Source organism: Streptomyces sp. NPDC002133 (genome assembly GCF_040296405.1).
Classification (GTDB): domain Bacteria; phylum Actinomycetota; class Actinomycetes; order Streptomycetales; family Streptomycetaceae; genus Streptomyces.
Window position 1 is genome coordinate 1 of sequence record NZ_JBEOXF010000074.1, and the last position, 20892, is coordinate 20892.

Consider the following 20892-nt stretch of genomic DNA (forward strand, 5'->3'; position numbering starts at 1 on the left):
TTCGACGACATCCAGCCCGGTATCGACTTCTTCGGCAAGCTCAGGAAGGCGGGCAACTTCAACCCCGTCGAGTCGACCGCGACCGCGGTGGAGATGCCCGGCGCCTGATCAGGCGACGGTGATGTTCTCAGCCTGCGGGCCCTTCTGGCCCTGCGTGATGTCGAAGGTGACGGCCTGGCCTTCCTGGAGCTCGCGGAAGCCGCTGGAGTTGATGTTGGAGTAGTGCGCGAAGACGTCGGGTCCGCCGCCGTCCTGAGCGATGAAGCCGAAGCCCTTTTCGGAGTTGAACCACTTGACGGTTCCGCTGGCCATGCCGGTGCCTCTCAGTCGATAACGGATCCGCACCGCGCGGATCCGGAGGTGATCGCCCTGGTCCTCAGGCACTGCACAGCAAAGCGCCCACGCCGGAGCGCGGGCAGGTACTGCGAACCACGACATCTACCCATGACGCTACACGGCGGGACCGCCCATCACCAGAGAGCAACGGCTATCGAGTGATCTACGGACGTCACCGTATGCGCACGTCGGCACCGCGGCGAGCCGAGGAGACGGCCGCGACCCAGGGCGTTCGACCAGCGGGCCTTGGCCGTCATCCCCCTCCGTTCCAGGGCGGCAGGAGCGGCTTCCTCCTCCGTCCGGTCGCCGTCGAACAGCGTCGCCACCAGGAAGGCACGCGTCGATACGCGGTCGGAGAAAGTCGTGAAAAGCCGCAAGATCCGCAAGATCCGTCCCGTGATCCGTGTCACCGGGGAGGCCGCACAGCGGCCCGGTCCTCTTGCCTCGCCGAGGCCGGGCGTTCCCCGCCCGGGGTCAGGAGGGGCGGCGGGCATGGACGTAGAGGTGTTCCTCGGGTTCCGCGCCCTGCCCTTGCGGGCGATACAGGGCTGTGTGGTCGTGTACCACCTCCAGGCTTGCCTGCTCGAGCACCCGCAGCTGGTCCTCGGTGGCCAGGCTGCTGACGGTGACCTCGTGGCCCATCCACATGATGTCGAGGCCCCTGATGTCGCCCGGAACGGTGGCCATCGCGAACGATCCGCCCGGTACGACCCAGGACGCCATCCGCGTCAGTGAGTCCGCCACCTCGGGCTGGTCCATCATCAGCAGGGGAAAGAAGGCGCACACCGCGTCGTACCCGCCATCCGGTGCCCGGTAGGTACGGACATCGGCCCGCTCGAAGCGGGCGGCGGGCACCCGGGCCCGGGCCAGCCGGATCATCTCGGCGGACACGTCGATGCCGGTAACGGCCAAACCGGCCCGGGCCAGGATCTCGGCGGTGGGGCGGCCGGTGCCGCTGCCCACATCCAGAACGCGCGCGCCGGGCGCGAGAGAGCCGGTGAGCCAGTCCAGGGCCGCACGCTGCCCGGGCACGTCGGCGAACACCTCCTCATAGCGCGCGCCCACCGCGTCGAAGACTTCTGCGGCGGACGCGCCCCAAGGCCGTGGGCCGTCCGTCACTTCACCACCTCCGTGTCGTAGAAGCAGTAGTGGCCCGCAATGGCCGCCACTTCGGGTTTCGGATCGAGGTAGGACCAGACCACGTCGTCCGCGCCGGGCACCGACCAGTAGGAGGCGTCCCCCTTGAACGGGCAGTGGGAGGTGGCGGAGGACGGGATGAGCAGATCCGTTCGTACGTCGGAGGGGGGCAGGTAGTACCGGACCGGACAACCGGTCTCGCGCAGGACCAGAGGCTGCCGGCTCTCGGCGAGCAGCCGGCCGTCCCGTACGACGCGGACATGCTCGGTTCCTGGCTCGACGGTGATGCGGTGGCCCCTGTTCCGGCTTTCGGGCCCTGTCTGAGGTGAGTGCGAGCTCATGACTGAATCAGCGTTCGGGCAGGGCTCGGTGTTCCCGGCCATCGCGCCGAACGGCGGCTGCCGGGAAACCTCGGCACGCTACGGCGACACGATCGAGCCCGAGCGATGCGGCGCCCCTCATGTGCCCCACCCCGACGATCCGCAAGGACGTCCGGCTCCCGCGGGCTGCGGCACCAACTTGCCCAGGTTCCGGCTGTTGTTCGCCTGCGCATCTCGGCACGCTGATCTCTATGACTGGATCTGGGGACACACCGAGGGCTTGTCGCCCGACACGGCTCGACGCAGCGGCGTTCAAGGCATTGCTTCGCACGCTCAAGGAACGGTCTCACGCTCCGGCAGTTGGAGGAGAAGGCGGCGGCCCGCGGTGAGGTCCTGCCGCAGCACCCTCGTAGACGTGCTGCGGCGTCACTTGTTCCCCGTTCGCAGCTGGTGACGGCTTTTCGTCGGGGCGTTGGGGGCGATGAGGGACGAACGGATGCCTGGCTGCGGGCGCGGGAGCGAATCCAGGCCGCCGCCCGGGTGCCGAGGAAGCCTGGAGAGCCGGAGTCCGCAGAAGGCGCGAACCACCAGTTGCAGCGGTCCGGCACGAAAAGCCCTGACCTGCTGCCCTGCGACTCTCCGGCCGTACGACTTCCGGACGGCCTGCCCTGATACGCGTGTACCGAGCGCCGTCAGCACTGTGTGACTCCCTGTCTGCCGAGGGTCCGGACCTCTCCTGCCCGGCATCCCTGTGGCGCTTCGACGGCGGTCCAGCGCTTGCTGACGTCGACCGGGGCCGGCAACGGCGAGAGGCCGGCCCCCGACAGCGAGGGAACCGTCCCGGCTGCTCAGCGACTCGTCCGGGCAGGTGCGGGACAGCCATGGGTCCGGTTTCCCCGCCCTTGGCAGATCGACACCGGAGCCCGGGTCCACCACGCGACCGTCACGCTGGGAGCGAACAGGCAGCTCCGTGGGCGTGATGTCCATCGTCCGCCGACATCGAAGTCGACGTCCCGCCGCTCACCGGGCTCGTGACGCAACCGCCTCTGCCCTGGGGCAGAAGCCTCCGTTCCCCGTCTCGGCCCGGGTCGCCGCAGCACGCGACCATGCCCATGTCATGGATACGTCATTGCTATGGCCCTGTAACACTCCTGACGGAGGCTCTCAAAACACCTCCGGTCTCACCAGTAACCCATCCTCCACGTGACCGGGTTGATCAAACGATCCGCCCCGGCCGATTCTTCGTGCCGCGGCTGCGCGAGGAGGAAAATGATGGCTGCAGAGGCATCACGCCGTAACTTCCTGAGATCCGTCGGGATCTCGGGCGGCGCCGGAGTCCTGTACTCGGCGATGGGCGCGCTGGGCCTGGCACCGGTCCCGGACGTACGAGCCGAGGAATACCGTGCGCCCCGCAGGAGCGACTTCACGCTCACCGGACGCAACAGCAAGACCGTCCTCATCCTCGGCGGCGGCATCGCGGGACTTGCCGCGGCGTACGAGCTCGGCAAGGCCGGCTACAAGTGCCGGATCCTGGAGGCCAAGGACCGCCCCGGCGGCCGCAACTGGACGGTCCGCGGCGGCACGACGCTCACCGACCTGGACGGGCGCACCCAGACGGCCTCGTTCTCCAAGGGCCAGTACATGAACGCGGGCCCGGCCCGGCTGCCGCAGTCCCACGTCACGCTCGAGTACTGTCGCGAACTCGGCGTTCCCCTCGAGGTGTTCACCAACCTGAACGCCAACGCGTACATCCACCACGAGAAGAGCGCCGCGCTCGCGGGCGCGCCGATGCGCTGGCGCACCGCGAAGGCCGACGTCTACGGCTACGTCTCCGAGCTGCTCGCCAAGGCCACGGACCGGGGAGCTCTGGACAGGGAGCTCACAGCCGATGACAAGGAGCGGCTGATCGCGTTCCTGCGGAACTTCGGCGCCATCAAGGGCAAGGCGGACGGCTTCGCCTACACGGGGACCGACCGGCGGGGCTACACGGTCGAGCCGGGGGCGGCCTTCGAGGAGGGCACCGTCCTCGGCCCCGTGCCGTCGCTGTCGGACGTCATCGCGAGCGGCGTCGGGCAACGCTTCTCCTTCGAGTTCGGCTACGACCAGGCCATGCTGATGTTCCAGCCGGTGGGCGGGATGGACGCGATCCCCTGTGCGCTGGCGAAGGCCATCGGCCGGGACCGGATCACGTACGGCGCCAAGGCTCTGGAGGTCAACGATCTCCAGGACGGCGCCGAGGTCGTCTACGAGGACGCCCAGGGCCGCACCCGCACCCGGCGCGCCGACTTCGTCGTGGCGGCGGTCCCGCCGATGGTCATGGCACGGGTCAAGCACAACCTGGGCGCGGACATCACCGCGGCGCTGAAGCACCCCGTCGCGACGCCCGTCGGCAAGATCGGGCTCGAGTACCGCAGCCGCTGGTGGGAGACGGACCAGCACATCTACGGCGGCATCACACCGACGGACACGGACCTGGCCACCATCTGGTACCCCTCGTACGGCTACCAGGGCAGCCGCGGGACGCTGATCGGCTACTACAACTTCGGCGCCAACGCGGTCGCGTACAGCAACCTGCCGCACGCGGCGCGGGTGGAGCGGGCGGTGAGCCAGGGCGTGAAGATCCACGGCGACAAGTACCGCACCGAGCTCGACCGCTCCTTCAGCGTGGCCTGGCACCGTACGCCCGACATCGAGGGCGGGTGGGTCGGCTGGCCCTCGCAGAACGGCCCGGAGTACGCGCTACTGAACAAGCCCGCAGGGCACGTCTACTTCGCCGGCGACTGGCTCAGCCATGTCATCGCCTGGCAGCACGGCGCGTTCACCTCGGCCCGCAAGGTCGTCAGCGACATCCACAAAAGAGTGATGGCCGCATGAACCGGCGTACGACGGTGCTCACCGGCACGATCCTGATGGCCTCACTGCTCACCGGCGGCACCGCCCTGGCCGGGGCCCGGGGTTGGTGGCCCGGCCCGAAGGACGTACGCGTCATGCTGCCCGAGGCTCAGTCCAACCCTGCCATCGCCAGTGGCGTGGCGATGGGCGGGCAGGTGGCCGTCTACCAGAGCAGCGGCCTCGGACCGTCCGCGCTCAACCCCGGTGCACCGGACGGCAGTCCCGAACGCCACACCGACCCCGCCCTCACCGAAGAGGCCGAGGGCGTCACGGTCACCGAGGCGCAGGCGCTCGTCGTGCTGCGCAACCTCAGGACCAACCTCGAGGCCGCGGGCCTGACTCCGGCCGACGTCATCACGATGACGTGCTACCTGATGAAGCCGCCGGACGCGGACACCGCGGACTACGCGGGCTGGAACCGCGCGTACCGGCAGTACTTCGCCAACATCGACCTGACGTCGCGGAAAGTCGTGCCCGTGCCCATGGGAACGTCCGCTCCGAAATCGCCGCTGCTCGCCAACAAGGCCCGTCCTGCGCGGGCGACGATGGGGGTCGCCTCGCTGGCCGTGCGGGGATGGCTGGTCGAGGTCGAGGTAACCGCCACCTACAAGAAGCGCTGATCAGCACAGTTCGCCAGGGAACCGACCGAACCGTCGGGGGCGGAGCCCGCGGGCGGCTCCGCCCCCGTCCCATGTCCTGGCGTGCTCGCCGGTCGCGTTCCGCGCCGGCCTCGACCGCTGCCCGGCTACAGGCCTCGGCCGGGAAGCGGTCCCGTACGGAACGCAGTCAGCGCCGCCGGACCCGGCCCGGACCCGGACCTCGTGCGCACGTTCTGTGCCATGTACCGCTCCGGCTCGGGAGCCACCACTCGGGCCTGAGCGGGCCCGCCGATCAGCCACTCCGGCATCGCCTGTCTGCGCACGGCGGCGGGCAGCGCATGAGCCGGTGACCTGCGCATCGGGGAGCAGGCCCTAGGCGCGTTGCTCGTCGCCCCGAATGCGGGCGTGCAGGTGCATGTCGTGCCGGCCGTCGCCATGGACGGCAGCGCTGCGCCTGGTCCCCTCCAGGACGAAGCCGGACTTGGCGGCAACCCGGCAGGACGCCTCGTTACGGGTCGAGTGGTCCAGCTCCAGGCGGTGGAATCCGGTCTCGTCCAGGGCCCAGGAGCTCAGCGCTGTGAGCGCGCGGGAGGCAACCCCTGCGCCACGGGCGGCCGGAAGCACCCAGTACGCGCACTCGGCGATGCCGTCATCGAAGTCCATGCCACGGAGCGCGATGCGGCCCAGTACGTCGCCGTCGTCGCGGGTCACCGCCCAGTGCCCAGCCTTCTCTTGCGCCCAGTCCCGGCGGTAGCCGTCGAACCACTCGCGGACCTGGTTCTCGGATGCAGGCCGGCGCGTGTGCCAGCGCCGGATCCCGCTGTCCTGGTACGCGGCAAGGAACACGGGGGCGTCGGCGGTGTCCCAGGGCCGCAGCAGCAGACCGCCGGCGGCGGGGAGCACGGGCTGCGAGGCGGCGGCGAGGGTGCCGGCGGGGATGACAGGCGGCGTCGAGAGGGCGCGGGTCATGGGCCATCATCACCCGATGACGATCATGTGCGTCAACGCCACCGCCGCCGCAATACTCGAGGCCAATGAGGATGGCACTTCGTGTGACTGTCCGGAGGGGAACTTCGCGGTCCGGTCCGGCTGCGGAAGATGTGGGAATCCGAACCGCGTAGCGGCGAGAACCTGCCGGCCACTCCACGACGGGCCGATGGACTTGAGCGCGGCTCCCGCCCACTGACATGCCCACGCGGCAACTCGGTGCTCCTCCGTCGGCTGAAACACTCAGTCACACACACGAATCGGCTACCCGGCCGCGGAGCCGCGCTCTAGAAGTCGATTTCGACGTAGTCGATGTCGGTGAACTGGACCTGTAGCCCAGGGGCGCGGCGGCCGTGGTCCTTGAAGTAGATCTCCTGCAGGCCCTCGGCAGCGATGTCCTGCAGCTGTTGATCGCTCGCGCCCGCGGCCTGGGCGTCGAAGAGCCGGGCGGCGTAGGCGGGCGGGAGTTGCTGGGTGATCAGGCGGATCCGGGCGTCGTCGGTGGTGCCGGGGGCTGCGGTGAAGCCGAACCGTGCGCGGGTTTCGATGAAGATGCCATCGGTGGTGGCGGCCTTGCTCCTGGCCCGCTCGCGCACGCGGGGCTGCCAGCGTCTGCGCACCTCCTCGGCGAGGCGAGCGGCGAGGTCCTTGCGAGGCTGTTTGATCTGTCCCTTCAGGTAGCGCTCGACGGTGCGCTGGGAGATGCCGAGGCGTTCCGCGGCAGCCCGGGTGCCCTTGGTGCTCTTCACGAGGAAGCGCATCTGGGCCTGGGGGGACTTGGGGAGGGGACGGGTGAAGGTGCCGGTCGTGGCTTTGTCGAGGCTGTCGCCGAAGATGCCCATCGCCGCCTCCTACTCTCCGCCCGCGGCGGCGTCGGTGCCCTTGATGTGCCGGGCGGGGTTGTGGCCCGCGTCCAGCATCTGCACGGCCCACATCAGCGACTGGGTGCCTTCGTGCTTGACCATCCCGGGTGACACACCCAGGCGGAAGCCGCCGGCCAGCGGCTTCCCGTCCGGGGTGCGGGGCAGGAGGTCCAGTGGACCGGGCCCGTCGGAGAGGTACACGGCGCAGTCGGACAGTACCGCGATGGGGAACAGCCCGGCGCCGTAGGCGAGTTTGAGCATCTTGCGGTGCATGTTGATACGGGCGGCGGAGATGACGGCGGCTCGGATGTCGGGTCGCCACGTGGCGCGTTCCAGGGCGGGCCAGCGCTGACCGGGCCGGTAGCCGGCGCCCTGCGGGCGTTCGCGGAGCTTGCCGATGCCGCCCTTGACGGTGGCCTTGATCGCGGACAGCACGGCCACCTGCGCGGGGTCGGCGTGTTTGTGGTGTTCCATCGCCGTGAGGAAGTCCGCCTCGCTCATGCCGGACGTGACGCCGAGCCGTTCCATGGTGGCCAGGTAGGCGTCGCGCAGCCGGGTGTACCAGGCGTCCAGGTACGGGCCGTTGTCAGGCCGGACATAGGCCTCGAGCGGTGTGACGTCGTGGCCGAGCTCGGCTGCGTACGCGACGGTCGGGGTCGCATACCAGGCAGGCCCTTCGGGCCGGGTGCCGTGTGGGGTGAACGGGTTGGGCAGGCGCGCGTCGAAGGTGATGTGGGAGAGGTCGACCAGCCAGCTGCCGGGCAGCGCCTTGTCGAAGAGCGGAGCCTTGACATGGACCGGCGCGCCCAGGCCGACGTTCAGCCGGTTGGCTGCCGCGGCGAAGGCCATGTTGACGTCGATGCCCACCGCGAACGGCTTGACGCATTCCTCATCGGTGAGCAGTTCCGGGTCCCGGATCCACTCGTAGGCCTCCTCGTCGAGGACTTCGGCCGGAGTGCGCCGGTGGCCGCGCGGGTACAGGGCTGCCGCCACGGGGTGTTCGTCGGGTGCCTCGGGCGGGGCCGGGTCCACCGCATCGGTGAGCGCGCCCGGGTTCGGGCCCGAGACCCAGGTGCCGGTGGCCGGGTCCTTGACGGGGCGGGTGGGCGGGCGCAGCGCGGTCATCAGTTCCAGACCGCAGACGGCCGCGGAGCCGCGCGGGGTGATGACGCGCATGGCGTAGTCGCCGAGGACCTGGGCCAGTTCCGGGGCCGGCAACTGCCCGGCACTCCCCCAGGTGCGGGTGTCGAGTGCGTCCCAGGGCAGGACGGCCAGCTGCACGCACTGGCGTCGGCCGTCCTGGGCGGGTCGGTAGATGCGTGCCCACGGCCCGAAGCCGCGGCGGGTCAACTGCCATTTCGCAGCGGTGATCCGACGCACCACCGGATGATTCTCGGGCAGACGCAGACCCCGGCGGTCCTCCAGAGCGGTCGGAAGCCCCAGCTGTTCCGTCGCCCGGGCGGTCAGGAGGATCAGGGCGTCGGCGTCCTTGCCGTTGCGGTGCAGGCGGGGCGCGCCGAGCTTCGCCTCTGCGAGGGTCCATTCCACCAGGGACGGCACGTCGGCTGCGGGGCAGTCCAGCACGAGGCCGCCGATGCAGTGGGCCGATCCGTTGCCGTCCAGCACCGCCAGCGGGCCATGAGCAAAGCGCGGGTCGACAACGGCAGGCACGGTCTCCCGTGGCGTTGCCGTCTTGGCGCGCGGACGGTGCGGCGTCGCGGGCTGCTCTGCACCAGGCGCCGGTCGAGCGCGCGGGGGCTGAGAGGCGGCCCTGTCCTCCGACGGTTCCTGGCGGGCGGGTACGTCGTGCGATGGGGGCGAGTCCTCGGCTTGGGCGGCCAGTTGGGCGGCCATCCCGTCCAGGAGCTTGGCGTAGGCGGCACGGATGGCGCCTTGCGGTTCGCTGCGGCCCGTCTCCCATCCGGCGACGGTGTTGCGGGCCACGCCGAGCGCTTCGGCGATCTCGGTCTGGCTCAGGCCGTAGTCGGTACGCAGCCGTGCCCGCCGCGCGGGCTCCGGCAGCGTGGTGCGGCGCGGCCCCGACTTCAGCAAGGTCTCCACGGGGTCAGGTGTGCCGGCCATGTCGGTGCGGGCTCCCTTCGGCTCAGTCCTGGCCCATGTGGCGAGCATAGTGCGGGTCGGCATCGAGAAAGGCCCGCAGATGCTGGCCGGTGAGGATGCGCGCGGGATTGCGCCCCGGGGGCAGCGGAAGCCTGCTCCCCAGAGCCCACCGGAAGCGGGCGGCGGGGGTCAGGTCGAAGGCGTACCTGCCGCCGCCGGCGGTGTCGGGAGTGCTACCGAGGATCTCGAAGGCCCCGACACAGACGCCACCGTCGACGAAGGCCAGAAGGAAGTCGCCGTGCTGGGCGATGGTCTGCGTCGAGTACCGCCAGGTCCGGGAGGCTGCCTGCGCGACGGTGCGGCCCTGCCGCAGCCCCTGCCGGACGTCCACCGCAAGCATCCGTCCCCCTTCCCTCTTCCAGCACCACACTCGACGGAACAACCTGATCCTAGCCGAGAGCAACACATTTTATCGGCCGATAAAAGTCGAAGAACTCCCTACGAACCGGCAGAATCCTTCTCCGTCGCCGGCAGCATCGCCGCACTGCGAGCCCACGTCGCCCGCTCGATCCCGTTCAGCTCCCACGACACAAGAAGTCAGCACCCCGACCTGGGGTGCCTTGTCGTGCGACCGCCCCGGCAAGGGAGCCACCGAGCGGGGCGCGGACCTCGTCATCGTCGGTATCGGTGCCGATGCCGCCGGTCTGTTTCCTGGCCCGTCGGCAGGCCGAACCCCACTGCCGCGCACGGCAGCCCCTGAGGGTGGCGCTCTTCACCGCCCGGACGGATCAATCCGGCCTGGAGTGCGCACATGGTGCTTCTGAGAGGAGGCGGTGACGAGTACGACCATGTCGTCGCCGGCCGGGATCGGCTCCGGTCACGGGGAGCGACAGCACGGCGATGGTGAGGCGCCCTGGGCAGTCGCCGTAAGCCGGACACGCCGAGCAAGATCACACACTGGATGCGGAGATCCACTGAGCCGGTTGACCCACGGCGCCGAGCGGGGATCGTCGGCCAGACAGCCTCATCGCCCTGTGGCGAGGCGGAATCCGGCGGCAGTGGGTCAGGGGGTGGGAATGCCCCCGGGCCGGTTGACGGGGCGCCCGAACTGTACGGGGACCCCCGGCGAGTACAGCACGCTCACGGGCTCGCCGACCGGTTCGGGCAGTCCTGCCGCGGCCACCAGGTCCTCGTTGCAGTCGATGAGTTCGGCACGGTGCAGTGGCCACCGCGGGTGCGTGTTCGGGAGGTACAGGGGCCGTCCGAAGAAGGCGCTGTGCATGCCCCAGCGGGCGGTCAGGAAGTGTTCGAGCTCGGTGGGCTCCTCGACGCGTTCACCGACCCGTACGGCGATCCGGCTGTGCGCGCCCCGCGGTCCTGGCCAGCGCCGGGTGCTGGTGTACGTGATGGTGGTGCCTTCGGAGCGGATGGCCATCCGTGACCAGAGGTACGGGAGCCGGAAGACGGCTCGCCCGACCGCCACCGGTATGAGGCGGGAGGCGTCGAGCGAGCGGAAGACCACGCCGCGCCGTCCGTGGGCATCGACCGAGTAGAGGCGGACGTTGGTTTCGGGAAAGGTGCCCAGATAGGGGACGCCGGGCAGACGGAACCATCCCACGCGATGCATCCGGAAAGCGACGAGGCCGACGTACGTCACCCCCTCCAGGGTGTCCGGGACGGTCCCGGCCGGCAGCAGGGGGGCGACGACGGCAGGGTCGGCGGCCCAGTGGAGGAAGGCCAGGTCGAGCCACGACTGGGTGAGCAGAGGGTTCGCTTCAGGGCGGGGCGGATCAGCCCTGATGGGTTCCGGTTCCGGGGCCGGTGGCGTGAGCGACACAATGCCATGATCCCAGAGCCCTGCCGGCAGCGGGACCCGCTCCCTTCGCGATGCCCCCATGAGACGCCTCGATCAGCAGTACCTGGCCGCGGCAGCTTCGACGACTGCCGAGTACGCCGCGATCCTGCCCCCGGCCATGTGGCTCTCCCGGCGGCTCGTCGAGCGCGACTCCCGCGTTGCAGAGCACCGCCTCGAGGCGATCCAGCTGCAGCTCAAGCGAGTCCACAGCGGTCTCGAGCGACGTCGGGCGGCGCGGTCCAGCCGAAGGCGACGCCCCCGTGCGCCGAGAGCGCAGGACCGGATCGGCACCACGGCGGCTTCGGCTTTCGCAGCATCCCGCTGCCCAGGACGACAGTGACTCCGGTCCCGCGAGGCGCTCCGCGAGGAAATACCCGATGTCCGCGTTGCCCCGGGCGACCGGGAAGGTGCTGCCATCGGCGCGCGGCGGCCGATGAACGCTCCAGGGCCGGGTCCGGGATACGGACGGCAGCGCTGCTCACGCTGTTGGCCTGGTGGATCCGCTCCTTCGTACGACCGGGAGACCCGGGGGTCCGGGTGAGACTCGAGCGCGCCCGTGCCACGGACATCAGGTCGTATGCCGATCGGCTGTGGGAGACGCTCCGCACGAGGCCGGCACATGACTCCAGGGCCGCAATCCTCAGCGCCGGAAAATCGGGGGCTCGGCTGGGCGTTGCTGGTCCTGGTCATGGTCGCGCTGTTCACCCTGGCGCCGCGCTGACTCATGACGGTCCGGCCCGGGTGGTCCCTGCCCGCGGGGGAGTGCCTCGGGCCGGTCGCGTCGGTCCGCTCACTGCCGACCAACCGTGCGGGTAGGGGCCGCCGGCCGAATGCCGCGACAGCGGCCGCAGCGTACGGCGGTTGGACGATGGCCGGCGCCCGGTGGACCTGGCATCGGGGCGCTGGTGCCGGGCGCGGCACCAGGTCGATGCAGGTTCCGGCCTCTCGGGAGGGGGCGTCACCCTCCGGGGCGCGCCACGGGCTCAGTGCTCGCCGGGGACGGCCAGGCGCGCCCACACGGTCTTCCCCCGTGGCTCCGTCGGCGACCAGGACCAGCTCTCGCTCAGCGCGCCGATCAGCTCGAGCCCCCGGCCGTCGAGCGCATCGGCGTCGGCATCACGGGGACGGGGCGGTTCAGGGCTCGGGTCGGCGACGGAACACACGAGGTGGCCGGGATGCCGGACGAGGCCCAGCCAGAGCGGGTACTCCGTGGCGGCCTCCTGAGGCTGGGCGCCGAGCGCATGCCGCACGGCGTTGGCGACGAGTTCACTGACGATCAGCGCCATGTCGGGGATGAGCGGCTCCAGCTCCCAGCCGTTGAGGGTGAGGGCGACGAAGCGCCGTGCCTGACAGGCGTTCCGCGGCGTGCCGTCGAGCCCGCAGGCGGCAAACCCGCCGAGGGCGGGAAGCCCGTACCCCAGGGCGTGGTCCTGCCATGTCTCACGAGAGTTCTCGGGCGGCGGTTTCGGGCCGAGTTGCGCGGACGCGTGCCGACTACCGTGCCCGGCCTTCGTGCTTGGAATGGTTGACATGTGAATCGTCACTGCTCATGTCCCCCTGCAGGCCTCGGTGTTCGACGCTGCGGCAGCCGGTGGGAAACGAGTATTGTCGAGCCGGCACTGGAAATGCAATTGCATCTGAGATTGCACTGACCAGATCCGGAACGAACGAACGTGCGAACACAGAGGGATTGGTGGGCATGGAGTTCTCCAACGGCATGCAGGCGGATGTACTGAACTCGGTGACGTGGATCAAAAGCAGCCACAGCAACGCCACAGGCAACTGCGTGGAGTTGGCGGCACTCCCCGACGGTCAGGTGGCCGTGCGCAACTCCCGCGATCCGCAAGGGCCGGCGCTCGTCTATACGCGCGACGAGGTCGTGGCTTTTGTCGCGGGGGCCCGCGGTGGCGATTTCGACGCCGTGATTGGCTGAAAGCCATCACCCCGCCGACCAGTTCTCCATGGCTCACGCAGGGATGTACGGGATAGTGTCGTCATCTTCTCAATAGTCCGCAGGAGCGCGCGATGGCCGCAGTCGAACCGAGCCCGTCGTTGTTCGCAGGGCCCCTGGGAGCGGTCGAGAGCAATCCGACCGCCTTGAAGGTGATCCTGGGCGGCAAGTTGCGCGAACTGCGCGTGGCCGCCGGGCTCGACCCCTCCGCCGTCGACGTCCGGCTCGGCTTCTCCCGGTCCAAGACCAGCCGGATCGAACTGGGCAGGCACGGCTGCAAGCCGGCCGACGCCGTCGCCCTGCTGGATCTCTACGGGGTGGACGGGGAGGAGCGCGTCGCGGAGTTCCTGCGGCTGGTGGAGCAGTCCCGCCAGGGCGACTGGTGGCGCAGCTTCAGCGACGTCCTGTCGGACTTCTTCGCCCCGCTGGTCGCCCTGGAGGGTGCGGCGGCGACCATCCGTACGTACGAACCGTTCTATGTGCCGGGTCTGTTGCAGACCTCCGCGTACGCCCGCGCGGTGATCCAGTCCGGGCCCGCCCGCCTCTACAGCCACGACGTGCAGCGCCGCGTCGACCTCCGGCAGGAGCGGCAACGTCAACTCGACCAGCAGGACGGTCCGCGCCTGTGGGCGGTGATCGACGAGTCCGTGCTGCTGCGCACGGTCGGCGGTGCGCAGGTGATGCGCGGGCAGTTGGAGCATCTCGCCGCGATGATGCAGCAGCCGCGGATCACGCTGCAGATCGCTCCCCTGGACCTGACGGCCTCGGTCGGCGTCGGCACGGGAGTCACCTATCTGCGCTTCGCACTGAACGACCTGAAGGACGCCATCTACATCGAACATCTGACCGACAGCACCTTCAGCCAGAAGCCCCAGGTCGTCGAGCAGTACCGCGACATGCTGGACCGGCTCGGCGCCTGCGCCCTCACCCCGAGGCAGTCCCTGACTCTCATACAGAAGCGCCTGTCCAGCCTCTGAGCACGGCAGAGCTCCGAGCGCCCAGAACACGACGGAGCACGACAGGACGCGGCTGAACACCGGGGAACACGACTGCGGCCCCGGGCGGGAGATGCCCGGGGCCGCAGCACGTACCGCACGAACGGCAGCCCGCCGGCCGACCGTTCACACGAGAAGGCCGACGCCTCCCCATTCGATCCACTCGTCGGTCTGCTGCACGGGAGCGAGGTCGGTGTCCGGGCGCCAGGTGGACACCTCCACCAGCCCCGGCTCCAGAATGTCCAGACCCCTCAAGTACTGAGTGACTTCGTGCTCCTCGCGAACCCGGCCCCAGTGGCCGCCGGTGGCCTCTGCCATGAAGTCCGTGACGAACTTTCGGATCTCGGGCTGATCGCTCACCAGCTGACAGACCACCAGGAAGCTGCCGGGTACGAGGCGCTCGGCGACGCGCCGGACGAGGCCCGCCGGATCGTCCTCGTCCGGAATGCAGTGCAGCACGGAGACGAACAGCGCGGCGACCGGGCGGCCGAAGTCGATCAGCCGGCGCGTCTCCTCATGGCCGAAGATGCCATCGGTGTCCCGCATGTCGGCCTGGATGACGGCGGTGCGATCGTTCTCCTCCAGCAGCGCCCGGCCGTGCGCCAGCACGATGGGGTCGTTGTCGACGTACACCACGCGCGAGGCTGGATCGACCGCCTGGGCGACCTGGTGGACATTGTTCTGCGTCGGCAGACCTGATCCGTGGTCGATGAACTGGCGGATTCCGTAGTCGGCGGCCAGCGTGCGCACGACACGCTGCAGGAATCGGCGGTTGTTGACGGCCAGCACCTTGGTGCTGGGCACCTGCTGCAGCAGGTGCTCGCAGGCATCGCGGTCGGACTGGTAGTTGTCGTTGCCCCCCAGGAAGAAGTCGTACATGCGCGCCACACTGGGGACCTTGGTGTCGATGGCGTCCGGGCTCCACGACTCGCTCTGCATCCAGTCCTCAATCACGTCAATGGGAATTCTGGTCGGGTAGGACGCACATGCTAGGGAGCACCGGGGAGGCGGTACAGGTACTTGGAACAGCACGCCTACGGGAGGGCCTTCTTTCGGCCAACCGGCAAGGGCAGTCGGCCAGGGAGCGGGCCCGGAAGTCCACGGAGTACGGGAAACGCACGAGCCCCCGGCCGTGAAACCGGGGGCGCGGGCGGCCTTCGCCGAGCAGGCTCATGACCCGGTGGCCAGGCAGCCCGGTGAGCGGCACGCCGCCAGATTGCGGTCTCTCCCTGCCGGCTGCGGTGCCGGGCGGGCGCGTCAGGCTGCGGGCGACGGCGTTGGGCGCGGGCGCGGGCGTCAGACGGTGCCGCTGCCCGGTGCGGCCTTGGGCGCGGCCGGGGTGTCCGGCCCGTCCGCCGGCGTCGTCGGCGCCGTGGCTGCGGGGGGTGCCTGCTCGGGGGTGCAGATGACCTCGTCGCGGGGCGTGTAGTGGGTCTTGAAGTTCTCCCGCTTGACCACCTTGCCGCCGTCGACGAAGACGCGGCCGACGGCGACGTCGAAGCCTTCGTACGGGGTCTGGACCTCGCAGGTGGGGCCGCTGCCTGTGCGGGTGCCCGGCGGCTTGGTGTTGGTGCGCGGGCCCTTGGTTGCGCGTATCTCGTCGTACTTCTTGGTGCCGAGGAAGGTGACGGTCAACGAGGTGTCGGTGGACTGGGCCCGGATGTAGAGGGAGTGGTCCAGGTTGTTGATCCAGCGCAGGTCGAGGGTGCCCCAGGCGACGGTGGCTTCGCGGCCTTCGGGATAGCGCTCGATGTAGAAGGAGTGGGCGCCGTACTCGACGGGCTTGACGCCGGCGAAGAACATGGCGTTGAACATGGTGGTGGCCACCGCCGAGACGCCGCCGCCGGGAGACTTCTCGTACTGACCGTTGTTGATTATGATGCCGTCGACGAACCCATTTTCCTTGGTCCGCTGGCCCACCGTCTTGTTGAAGCTCCACTCCTGGCCGGGCTGGACGAGCGACCCGTTGATGAGCTCGACGGCGCGGCCGATATTGGTGCTGCGGTAGGGGGCGGCGGGGAAGTCGACGGTGAAGGAGGAGACCTTCTCCTTGATGCCGAGCTCCTGGGCCCGTTCCCCGGTGAGCTTCGGCTCGATGGGGGTGGCGGCGATCGCACCGGTGCGGGCCGCGTCGCCGGTGCGGGTCAGCAGGGGCAGGACGGCCTCGCGCAGCTGCTTCTCGGTGACGTCGTAGCCCGTGCGGGCCTCACGGGTCACCACCACCCGGCCGCTCGCGTCGGCCCCGAGTTCGGCGTCCCTCGGGCGTGGGGCGGCCTGCTTCAACGGGCCGGCCACGGCGGGGTCGGCGAGCAGGCCCTTCGCGTCCAGGGTCGGCACGAGGCGGCCGTTGGCGTCGGGCGTCATCGTCAGATGGTGGGCGAGCGTTGCAGGGCCGATGGATATGCGCGCGCCGGCGAGGGTGAGGGTGAGGGGACCGGACAGCGCGGGCTGGGCGAACTCCTTCATGGCCCGCTCGACCTCGCCCTGGCCTATCCGCGGTTGCGTCTCCTTCACCGGCAGGACGACGGGGCGCGCGCCGGTGGCCTTGGGATAGGCCTCACGCAGGGTGTGCAGGGCCTCACCGGTGTTCAGGGCGATACCGGTGAGCGGGGCGTGGGCCTGGGGTGTGCCGCCCTCGAAGGAGATCGCCCCGTCGCGGACCTGCCGTCCGGCGGCCTCGGCGATACGGCCGAGCGCGGCGCGGGTGCGGTCCTCGTCCATGCGTATGACCGGTTCGACGTTCCCGTCCCCGGAGGCGAAAAGCCTGCCGATCGCGGTGAGCGGATCGGACCCGGTGCGTGCGGCGACGCCGGCCGTCGCGGCGGTGTCCAGGGACAGGCCGAGCGTCCTGGGCTCGGCCGTCTCCATGCGGTCGGCGATCTTCATCATGATGGGGGCCGCGAAGGCCGGGCCGAGCTTCTGGTCCAGGACCCGCTGGGCCTCGGCCCTGCTCAGGCCGCCGATGTCGACCCCGTGCACGGCGGTGCCCTCGGGAATGTCGCCGGTGGCCAGACCCGCTGCATACAGGCCGCCCAGAGAGAGCAGGACGACCCCGCCTGCGGCAGGCAGGGCGATCCGCCAGGTGCCCGTGATGCTCGGTACGCGTCCCAATGTCTCTCCCTTGGTACCGGCCGGCCGCGGCAGCACCAAGGGCCGCCGGAACAGCCCGGTCTACGTGGATTCACACCAAATAATTCAGGAAAACAGGCAAAAAGTGATCAAAGTGTGACTGTATTCACGGCATTCACGGTCGGTGCTTCCCGTGCGCTGCCGCTCGTCCGGGGCCCAGCGCCTCTGGCTGCTCGACCCCCGGGGTCTCAGCCGGACGGGATCGCACACCCGAGCGGGTGGCTGAACCTGTCCGCCGGTACCGGACGGGAGCGGCCGCCGTCGCCGAGGGAGCCGGGTGTGGCCGAAGCAGGTGCGGTCCGATGCAGGTGCAGTGCGATGCAGGTGCAGTGCGATGCAGATGCGGTGCTCGTGCAACGTGGGCGGGATCGAGGTCGCGGCGGCCTGGGGGCGGATGTCCGCTGCGGACCAGTAGGGGCGCGGCCGGGGGCGACCTGGCCACGGCCTGCCGCGGCTACGAGGCGAGGGCTTGGCCGCAGCCCTGCAGCGGGAACGGTCGAACCGGTGCCCCACCGACTCGCCGACACCCAGTCTCCACAGTGACACCGCAGCCGTACCGTCAGGGAAGCCCCATGCCGGCACGAGGGTGATCTCAAGACCTCGGAGCCCGGCTCGCCCCGAGGCGCGCATGGAGCCACCGGGAGCGGCTGCTGAAGGTGGCCCGCCGCAGATCCATGAGCGCCGAGGACGCCGAGGCAGCCCGCGCATCCGCGGCCCACGCGGCCGATCATCCTGCATGAGCTGCGCGATTCATCGAAGCCCGATGACTGCTTAGCACCGATATGATGCACTTTGTGATCACGCCTGGACGGCTGCGGCGCCGTCGTCCTCCCTACGGCCGCCGGTGGGAAGCTGCCCTGCTGTCACCGGTGATCCTCACTGTCCTCATCTCGGCCCTTGCGTTCTCCACACCGAGGGAGATCGCCATCAGCCGCCTCCTGCCGGTCGCGCCCGCCCTCGCCGCCGCGATGTGGCCCGTGCTCCCCACGATCCTGCTGGGGACGTTCTGCCTGCTGGTCATGATCGGTCTCAGCTTCGTCCACACCGACCTGGGCACGCCCTACACGGCGGCCGCGATCGTCGCCGTCACCGCGGCAGCCGCCTACGGAAGCCATGTACGCCGCCAGCGGGAGGAGATGCTCTTCCGCATCCGGCTCGTCGCCGACGCGGCTCAGCAAGTGCTTCTGCGTCCCCTGCCCCCCCGCATCGAGAACGTCGAGATCGAGTCCCTCTACCTGGCCGCCCAGGAGCAGGCTCGGATCGGCGGCGACTTCTACGAGGCGGCCGCCACACCGTACGGGGTCCGGCTGCTCATCGGCGACGTACGCGGCAAGGGCCTCTCAGCGGTGGGCGCCGCAGCAGCGGTGATCAGCTGCTTCCGGGAGGCCGCCTACGACGAGCCCGACCTCAGAGGGGTCATCCGCCGCCTGGAGACCACCATCATCCGCCACAGCGCCTCCTACCCCTCCCAGGACCTCCCGGAGCGCTTCGCCACCGCCATCATCGCCGAGATCCGCCACGGCACCAGCCACGTGAAACTCCTCAACTGCGGACACCCTCCGCCCCTGCTCGTGCATCACGGACAGGTCCGCGTGCTGGAGCCCACCACCCCGTCACCACCCCTCAACCTCGCCACCCTCATCGGAGCCCACTACTACGTCGACTCCGTCGCCTTCACTCCCGGCGACCAGCTGCTCCTCTACACCGACGGCGTAACCGAGACCCGGGACCGCACCGGCAAGTTCTTCCCGCTGCCGGACTGGATGCAGCGGCAAGGCCCGGCGCTGCCGGGCGAGCTGCTCGACCGGCTCCACCAGGACCTGCTCCACTACAGCGGCGGACGCCTCGACGACGACATCGCCGCCCTCGCCGTACGCCGCCCGAACACCCAGGCCCCGGACCGCCCCGCATAGGTGCCGCGCGCACCACGGCCCCACCCCTGCCGGGCGGGTCCACCGGCGGAGCCGTGTGCGGAACCCCCGGAAGTGGTCGCCGATCGCGTGGGGCACAGACGTAGGCACGGGGTGGGACGTGGTCGACACGGTGTCTCCCTATTCGGTGCTGTTTCAGTAGGAGGCGGAGAGTTCGCGGTCAGCGGCAGGCTCTCGCGCCAGTGGAAGACCGCCGGAACCGTGTAACCCGGCAGCGACCCGGCCAGCCCGTCACGCAGCACCTGCGGTTCCAGCAGCCGCGGCCCGGTGCAGAAGGCCACCAGGTGGGTGAACCAGCAACTCGGACACGACACGACCGGCACCCCGCACCAGCCCCCGCCACGAAGCCGCGGCCGTGGTCAGCCGCCACGGCAAAGGCTCGAACTCGGCCCCGCCACATACCCCGTCACCACCTCGCTCTCACCCGACAACGCCGCCAGAACCCTGGCATGCGCCGCCAGCAACACCGAACTCGGCGGCACCGCCAACTGCGCAAAGACCGCGGCCGCCAGGGGACGCCGGATCCACTTATCCGTGATCGCCGAATACGTCAAGTCCCGAATTGAGGTGGCATGACAGCGCTGCCGAGCGGGGGCGTACTGGAGGTGTTCCGGCGCATCGCATGCCGCCGGTGACCATCCGTTTCTTTACGGAGCCGCGCTGATACGGATGCGCGGTGACAAGGCGCTCCACCCAAGCCGAGGAGGCGATCGTGCCGGTCATATCCGTACCCCAGGACTTCAACGAGGACGAGCTCTACGTGGACGTCGAGGCCGTTTTCGGGCAGCGGCTGTTCCTCAAGTGCGAGGGCTTCAACTTCGCCGGCTCGATCAAGCTGAAGGCCGCCACGGAAATGGTCGAGGCCGCCGAACGCGACGGCCTGCTGACGAAGGACTCGGTCCTGGTCGAGTCCTCCTCGGGGAACCTGGGCGTGGCCCTGAGCATGATCGCGGCAAGCAGGGGCTACCGGTTCGTGTGTGTGACCGACTCCCGCTGCAACCTGTCGACCCGGCTGCTCATGGAAGCCCTGGGCAGCGAGGTTCACGTCATCACCGAGCCCGGCGAGCACGGCTTCCTCGGCGCGCGCATCGACCACGTACGCGCGCTCGTCGCCGCCGACGACCGCTACGTGTGGCTCAACCAGTACACCAACCCGCAGGCCGCCCTGGCCCACTACCGCACGACCGCTCCCGCCATCGCCCGGCAGTTCCCCGATCTGGACGTGCTGTTCGTCGGCGCCGGCACCACCGGCACCCTGATGGGCTGCGCACGCTACTTCCGCCGGTGGAGGCGGCCGGTGCGCATCGTGGCCGTCGACAGCGTCGGCTCGGTGACCTTCGGCGGCGCTCCGGGCCGACGGATGATCCCCGGCCTGGGCACCAGCGTGCGCCCCCCGCTGCTGGACACGTCCTACGTGGACGAGGTCGTACACGTCGCGGAGGCCGACACCATCCGGGCCTGCCACCGGCTGGCCCGACGCGGATTCCTCTTCGGAGGCTCCACCGGCACGGTCACTGCCGGCGCGACCGAATGGCTGGCCCGGCAGGGCAACCAGCATGAGGATCGGCAGCTGACCGCGGTCGCCATCGCCCCCGACCTGGGCGAGCGGTATCTGGAGACCATCTACCAGGACAACTGGGTCCACCAGCTCTACGGCGATGACGTCCTCCCTCACCCTCGATCACTGACCGCCGCCGCATCCTCGGCCGCCTGATCTCGCCCGCCCACCGCGTGGCGCCGCGCGCACCCGCGACAGCAGGTCGGCATCACGTCACCGCCCCCGGACCTCCCGTGCCTGCCCGCACCGCGCAGGCACGCCGACGCCTCCGGCGCCCG

18 protein-coding genes are annotated in these 20892 nt (G+C 70.0%); 7 read left to right on the forward strand and 11 right to left on the reverse strand.

The features are described from left to right. Positions 1-108: 108 nt before the first annotated feature. From ABT078_RS37475 to ABT078_RS37485, 3 genes are all read right to left on the reverse strand, one after another. Positions 109-312, reverse strand: coding sequence for a cold-shock protein (locus tag ABT078_RS37475; protein ID WP_037693306.1), 204 nt, complete (start codon positions 310-312; stop codon positions 109-111). Positions 313-810: 498 nt separating this feature from the next. After that, positions 811-1455, reverse strand: coding sequence for a class I SAM-dependent methyltransferase (locus ABT078_RS37480; RefSeq protein WP_351236011.1), 645 nt, complete (start codon positions 1453-1455; stop codon positions 811-813). Then, complete coding sequence (locus ABT078_RS37485; protein ID WP_351236013.1) at positions 1452-1814, reverse strand: DUF427 domain-containing protein; 363 nt, start codon at positions 1812-1814, stop codon at positions 1452-1454. Before ABT078_RS37485 ends, ABT078_RS37480 begins: the two co-directional genes overlap by 4 nt. Positions 1815-3065: 1251 nt before the next feature. Between ABT078_RS37485 and ABT078_RS37490 the strand changes: the two genes are divergently transcribed. Together ABT078_RS37490 and ABT078_RS37495 are read left to right on the forward strand one after the other, a co-directional pair. Further along, a complete protein-coding gene (locus tag ABT078_RS37490) occupies positions 3066-4667 on the forward strand; it encodes a flavin monoamine oxidase family protein (protein ID WP_502981503.1) in 1602 nt (533 codons plus the stop codon). Beyond that, complete coding sequence (locus ABT078_RS37495; RefSeq protein WP_351236017.1) at positions 4664-5305, forward strand: Rid family hydrolase; 642 nt, start codon at positions 4664-4666, stop codon at positions 5303-5305. The genes ABT078_RS37490 and ABT078_RS37495 overlap by 4 nt, the downstream gene beginning before the upstream one ends. A gap of 351 nt (positions 5306-5656) precedes the next feature. Here ABT078_RS37495 and ABT078_RS37500 read toward each other — a convergent pair whose 3' ends face one another. The 6 genes from ABT078_RS37500 to ABT078_RS37525 form a co-directional block, all read right to left on the reverse strand. Further along, on the reverse strand, positions 5657-6253 hold the full coding sequence (locus tag ABT078_RS37500; RefSeq protein WP_351236019.1) for a GNAT family N-acetyltransferase: 597 nt from the start codon (positions 6251-6253) through the stop codon (positions 5657-5659). 305 nt (positions 6254-6558) lie between these two features. Further along, positions 6559-7113, reverse strand: coding sequence for a telomere-protecting terminal protein Tpg (gene tpg, locus ABT078_RS37505; RefSeq protein ID WP_351236021.1), 555 nt, complete (start codon positions 7111-7113; stop codon positions 6559-6561). Positions 7114-7122: 9 nt separating this feature from the next. Then, on the reverse strand, positions 7123-9216 hold the full coding sequence (gene tap, locus ABT078_RS37510) for a telomere-associated protein Tap (RefSeq protein WP_351236023.1): 2094 nt from the start codon (positions 9214-9216) through the stop codon (positions 7123-7125). Between the two features lie 22 nt (positions 9217-9238). Beyond that, positions 9239-9595, reverse strand: a complete 357-nt coding sequence (locus ABT078_RS37515) for a hypothetical protein (protein ID WP_351236025.1) — start codon at positions 9593-9595, stop codon at positions 9239-9241. Positions 9596-10258: 663 nt separating this feature from the next. Continuing rightward, entirely contained in the window at positions 10259-11032 is a 774-nt protein-coding gene (locus tag ABT078_RS37520) for a YqjF family protein (protein WP_351236027.1), read from the reverse strand. Between the two features lie 1001 nt (positions 11033-12033). Then, positions 12034-12582: an ATP-binding protein gene (locus ABT078_RS37525; RefSeq protein WP_351236029.1), complete on the reverse strand. Its 549-nt coding sequence runs from the start codon at positions 12580-12582 to the stop codon at positions 12034-12036. 167 nt (positions 12583-12749) lie between these two features. Between ABT078_RS37525 and ABT078_RS37530 the strand changes: the two genes are divergently transcribed. Both ABT078_RS37530 and ABT078_RS37535 read left to right on the forward strand, forming a co-directional pair. Next, positions 12750-12983 carry a DUF397 domain-containing protein gene (locus ABT078_RS37530; RefSeq protein ID WP_351236031.1) on the forward strand — a complete coding sequence of 78 codons (234 nt, stop codon included), beginning with the start codon at positions 12750-12752 and terminating at the stop codon, positions 12981-12983. Positions 12984-13075: 92 nt separating this feature from the next. Then, on the forward strand, positions 13076-13978 hold the full coding sequence (locus ABT078_RS37535; RefSeq protein ID WP_351236033.1) for a helix-turn-helix domain-containing protein: 903 nt from the start codon (positions 13076-13078) through the stop codon (positions 13976-13978). 144 nt (positions 13979-14122) lie between these two features. Here ABT078_RS37535 and ABT078_RS37540 read toward each other — a convergent pair whose 3' ends face one another. Both ABT078_RS37540 and ABT078_RS37545 read right to left on the reverse strand, forming a co-directional pair. Beyond that, positions 14123-14935: an SAM-dependent methyltransferase gene (locus tag ABT078_RS37540; RefSeq protein WP_351236070.1), complete on the reverse strand. Its 813-nt coding sequence runs from the start codon at positions 14933-14935 to the stop codon at positions 14123-14125. 357 nt (positions 14936-15292) lie between these two features. Continuing rightward, positions 15293-17107, reverse strand: coding sequence for a VanW family protein (locus tag ABT078_RS37545; protein ID WP_351236035.1), 1815 nt, complete (start codon positions 17105-17107; stop codon positions 15293-15295). Positions 17108-17919: 812 nt separating this feature from the next. On the opposite strand from ABT078_RS37545, the gene ABT078_RS37550 reads away from it, so the two are divergent. The 3 genes from ABT078_RS37550 to sbnA all read left to right on the forward strand — a co-directional run bounded on the left by ABT078_RS37550 (position 17920) and on the right by sbnA (position 20770). Further along, the gene (locus ABT078_RS37550) at positions 17920-19038 is read left to right on the forward strand and encodes a PP2C family protein-serine/threonine phosphatase (protein WP_351236037.1); all 1119 of its coding nucleotides are present in this window, start codon (positions 17920-17922) and stop codon (positions 19036-19038) included. Between the two features lie 306 nt (positions 19039-19344). Then, positions 19345-19632 carry a hypothetical protein gene (locus tag ABT078_RS37555; protein WP_351236039.1) on the forward strand — a complete coding sequence of 96 codons (288 nt, stop codon included), beginning with the start codon at positions 19345-19347 and terminating at the stop codon, positions 19630-19632. A 136-nt stretch (positions 19633-19768) separates the two neighbouring features. Next, complete coding sequence (sbnA, locus tag ABT078_RS37560; protein WP_351236041.1) at positions 19769-20770, forward strand: 2,3-diaminopropionate biosynthesis protein SbnA; 1002 nt, start codon at positions 19769-19771, stop codon at positions 20768-20770. The last annotated feature ends 122 nt before the right edge of the window (positions 20771-20892 follow it).

Excerpts from the sequence above, each read along its gene's own strand:
- tpg (WP_351236021.1), bottom strand. The coding sequence starts at position 7,113 with ATGGGCATCTTCGGCGACAGCCTCGACAAAGCCACGACCGGCACCTTC.
- ABT078_RS37525 (WP_351236029.1), bottom strand. The coding sequence starts at position 12,582 with ATGTCAACCATTCCAAGCACGAAGGCCGGGCACGGTAGTCGGCACGCG.
- ABT078_RS37495 (WP_351236017.1), top strand. The coding sequence starts at position 4,664 with ATGAACCGGCGTACGACGGTGCTCACCGGCACGATCCTGATGGCCTCA.
- ABT078_RS37530 (WP_351236031.1), top strand. The coding sequence starts at position 12,750 with ATGGAGTTCTCCAACGGCATGCAGGCGGATGTACTGAACTCGGTGACG.
- ABT078_RS37475 (WP_037693306.1), bottom strand. The coding sequence starts at position 312 with ATGGCCAGCGGAACCGTCAAGTGGTTCAACTCCGAAAAGGGCTTCGGC.
- ABT078_RS37490 (WP_502981503.1), top strand. The coding sequence starts at position 3,066 with ATGGCTGCAGAGGCATCACGCCGTAACTTCCTGAGATCCGTCGGGATC.
- ABT078_RS37500 (WP_351236019.1), bottom strand. The coding sequence starts at position 6,253 with ATGACCCGCGCCCTCTCGACGCCGCCTGTCATCCCCGCCGGCACCCTC.
- ABT078_RS37540 (WP_351236070.1), bottom strand. The coding sequence starts at position 14,935 with ATGCAGAGCGAGTCGTGGAGCCCGGACGCCATCGACACCAAGGTCCCC.
- ABT078_RS37535 (WP_351236033.1), top strand. The coding sequence starts at position 13,076 with ATGGCCGCAGTCGAACCGAGCCCGTCGTTGTTCGCAGGGCCCCTGGGA.
- ABT078_RS37485 (WP_351236013.1), bottom strand. The coding sequence starts at position 1,814 with ATGAGCTCGCACTCACCTCAGACAGGGCCCGAAAGCCGGAACAGGGGC.
- tap (WP_351236023.1), bottom strand. The coding sequence starts at position 9,216 with ATGGCCGGCACACCTGACCCCGTGGAGACCTTGCTGAAGTCGGGGCCG.
- ABT078_RS37515 (WP_351236025.1), bottom strand. The coding sequence starts at position 9,595 with ATGCTTGCGGTGGACGTCCGGCAGGGGCTGCGGCAGGGCCGCACCGTC.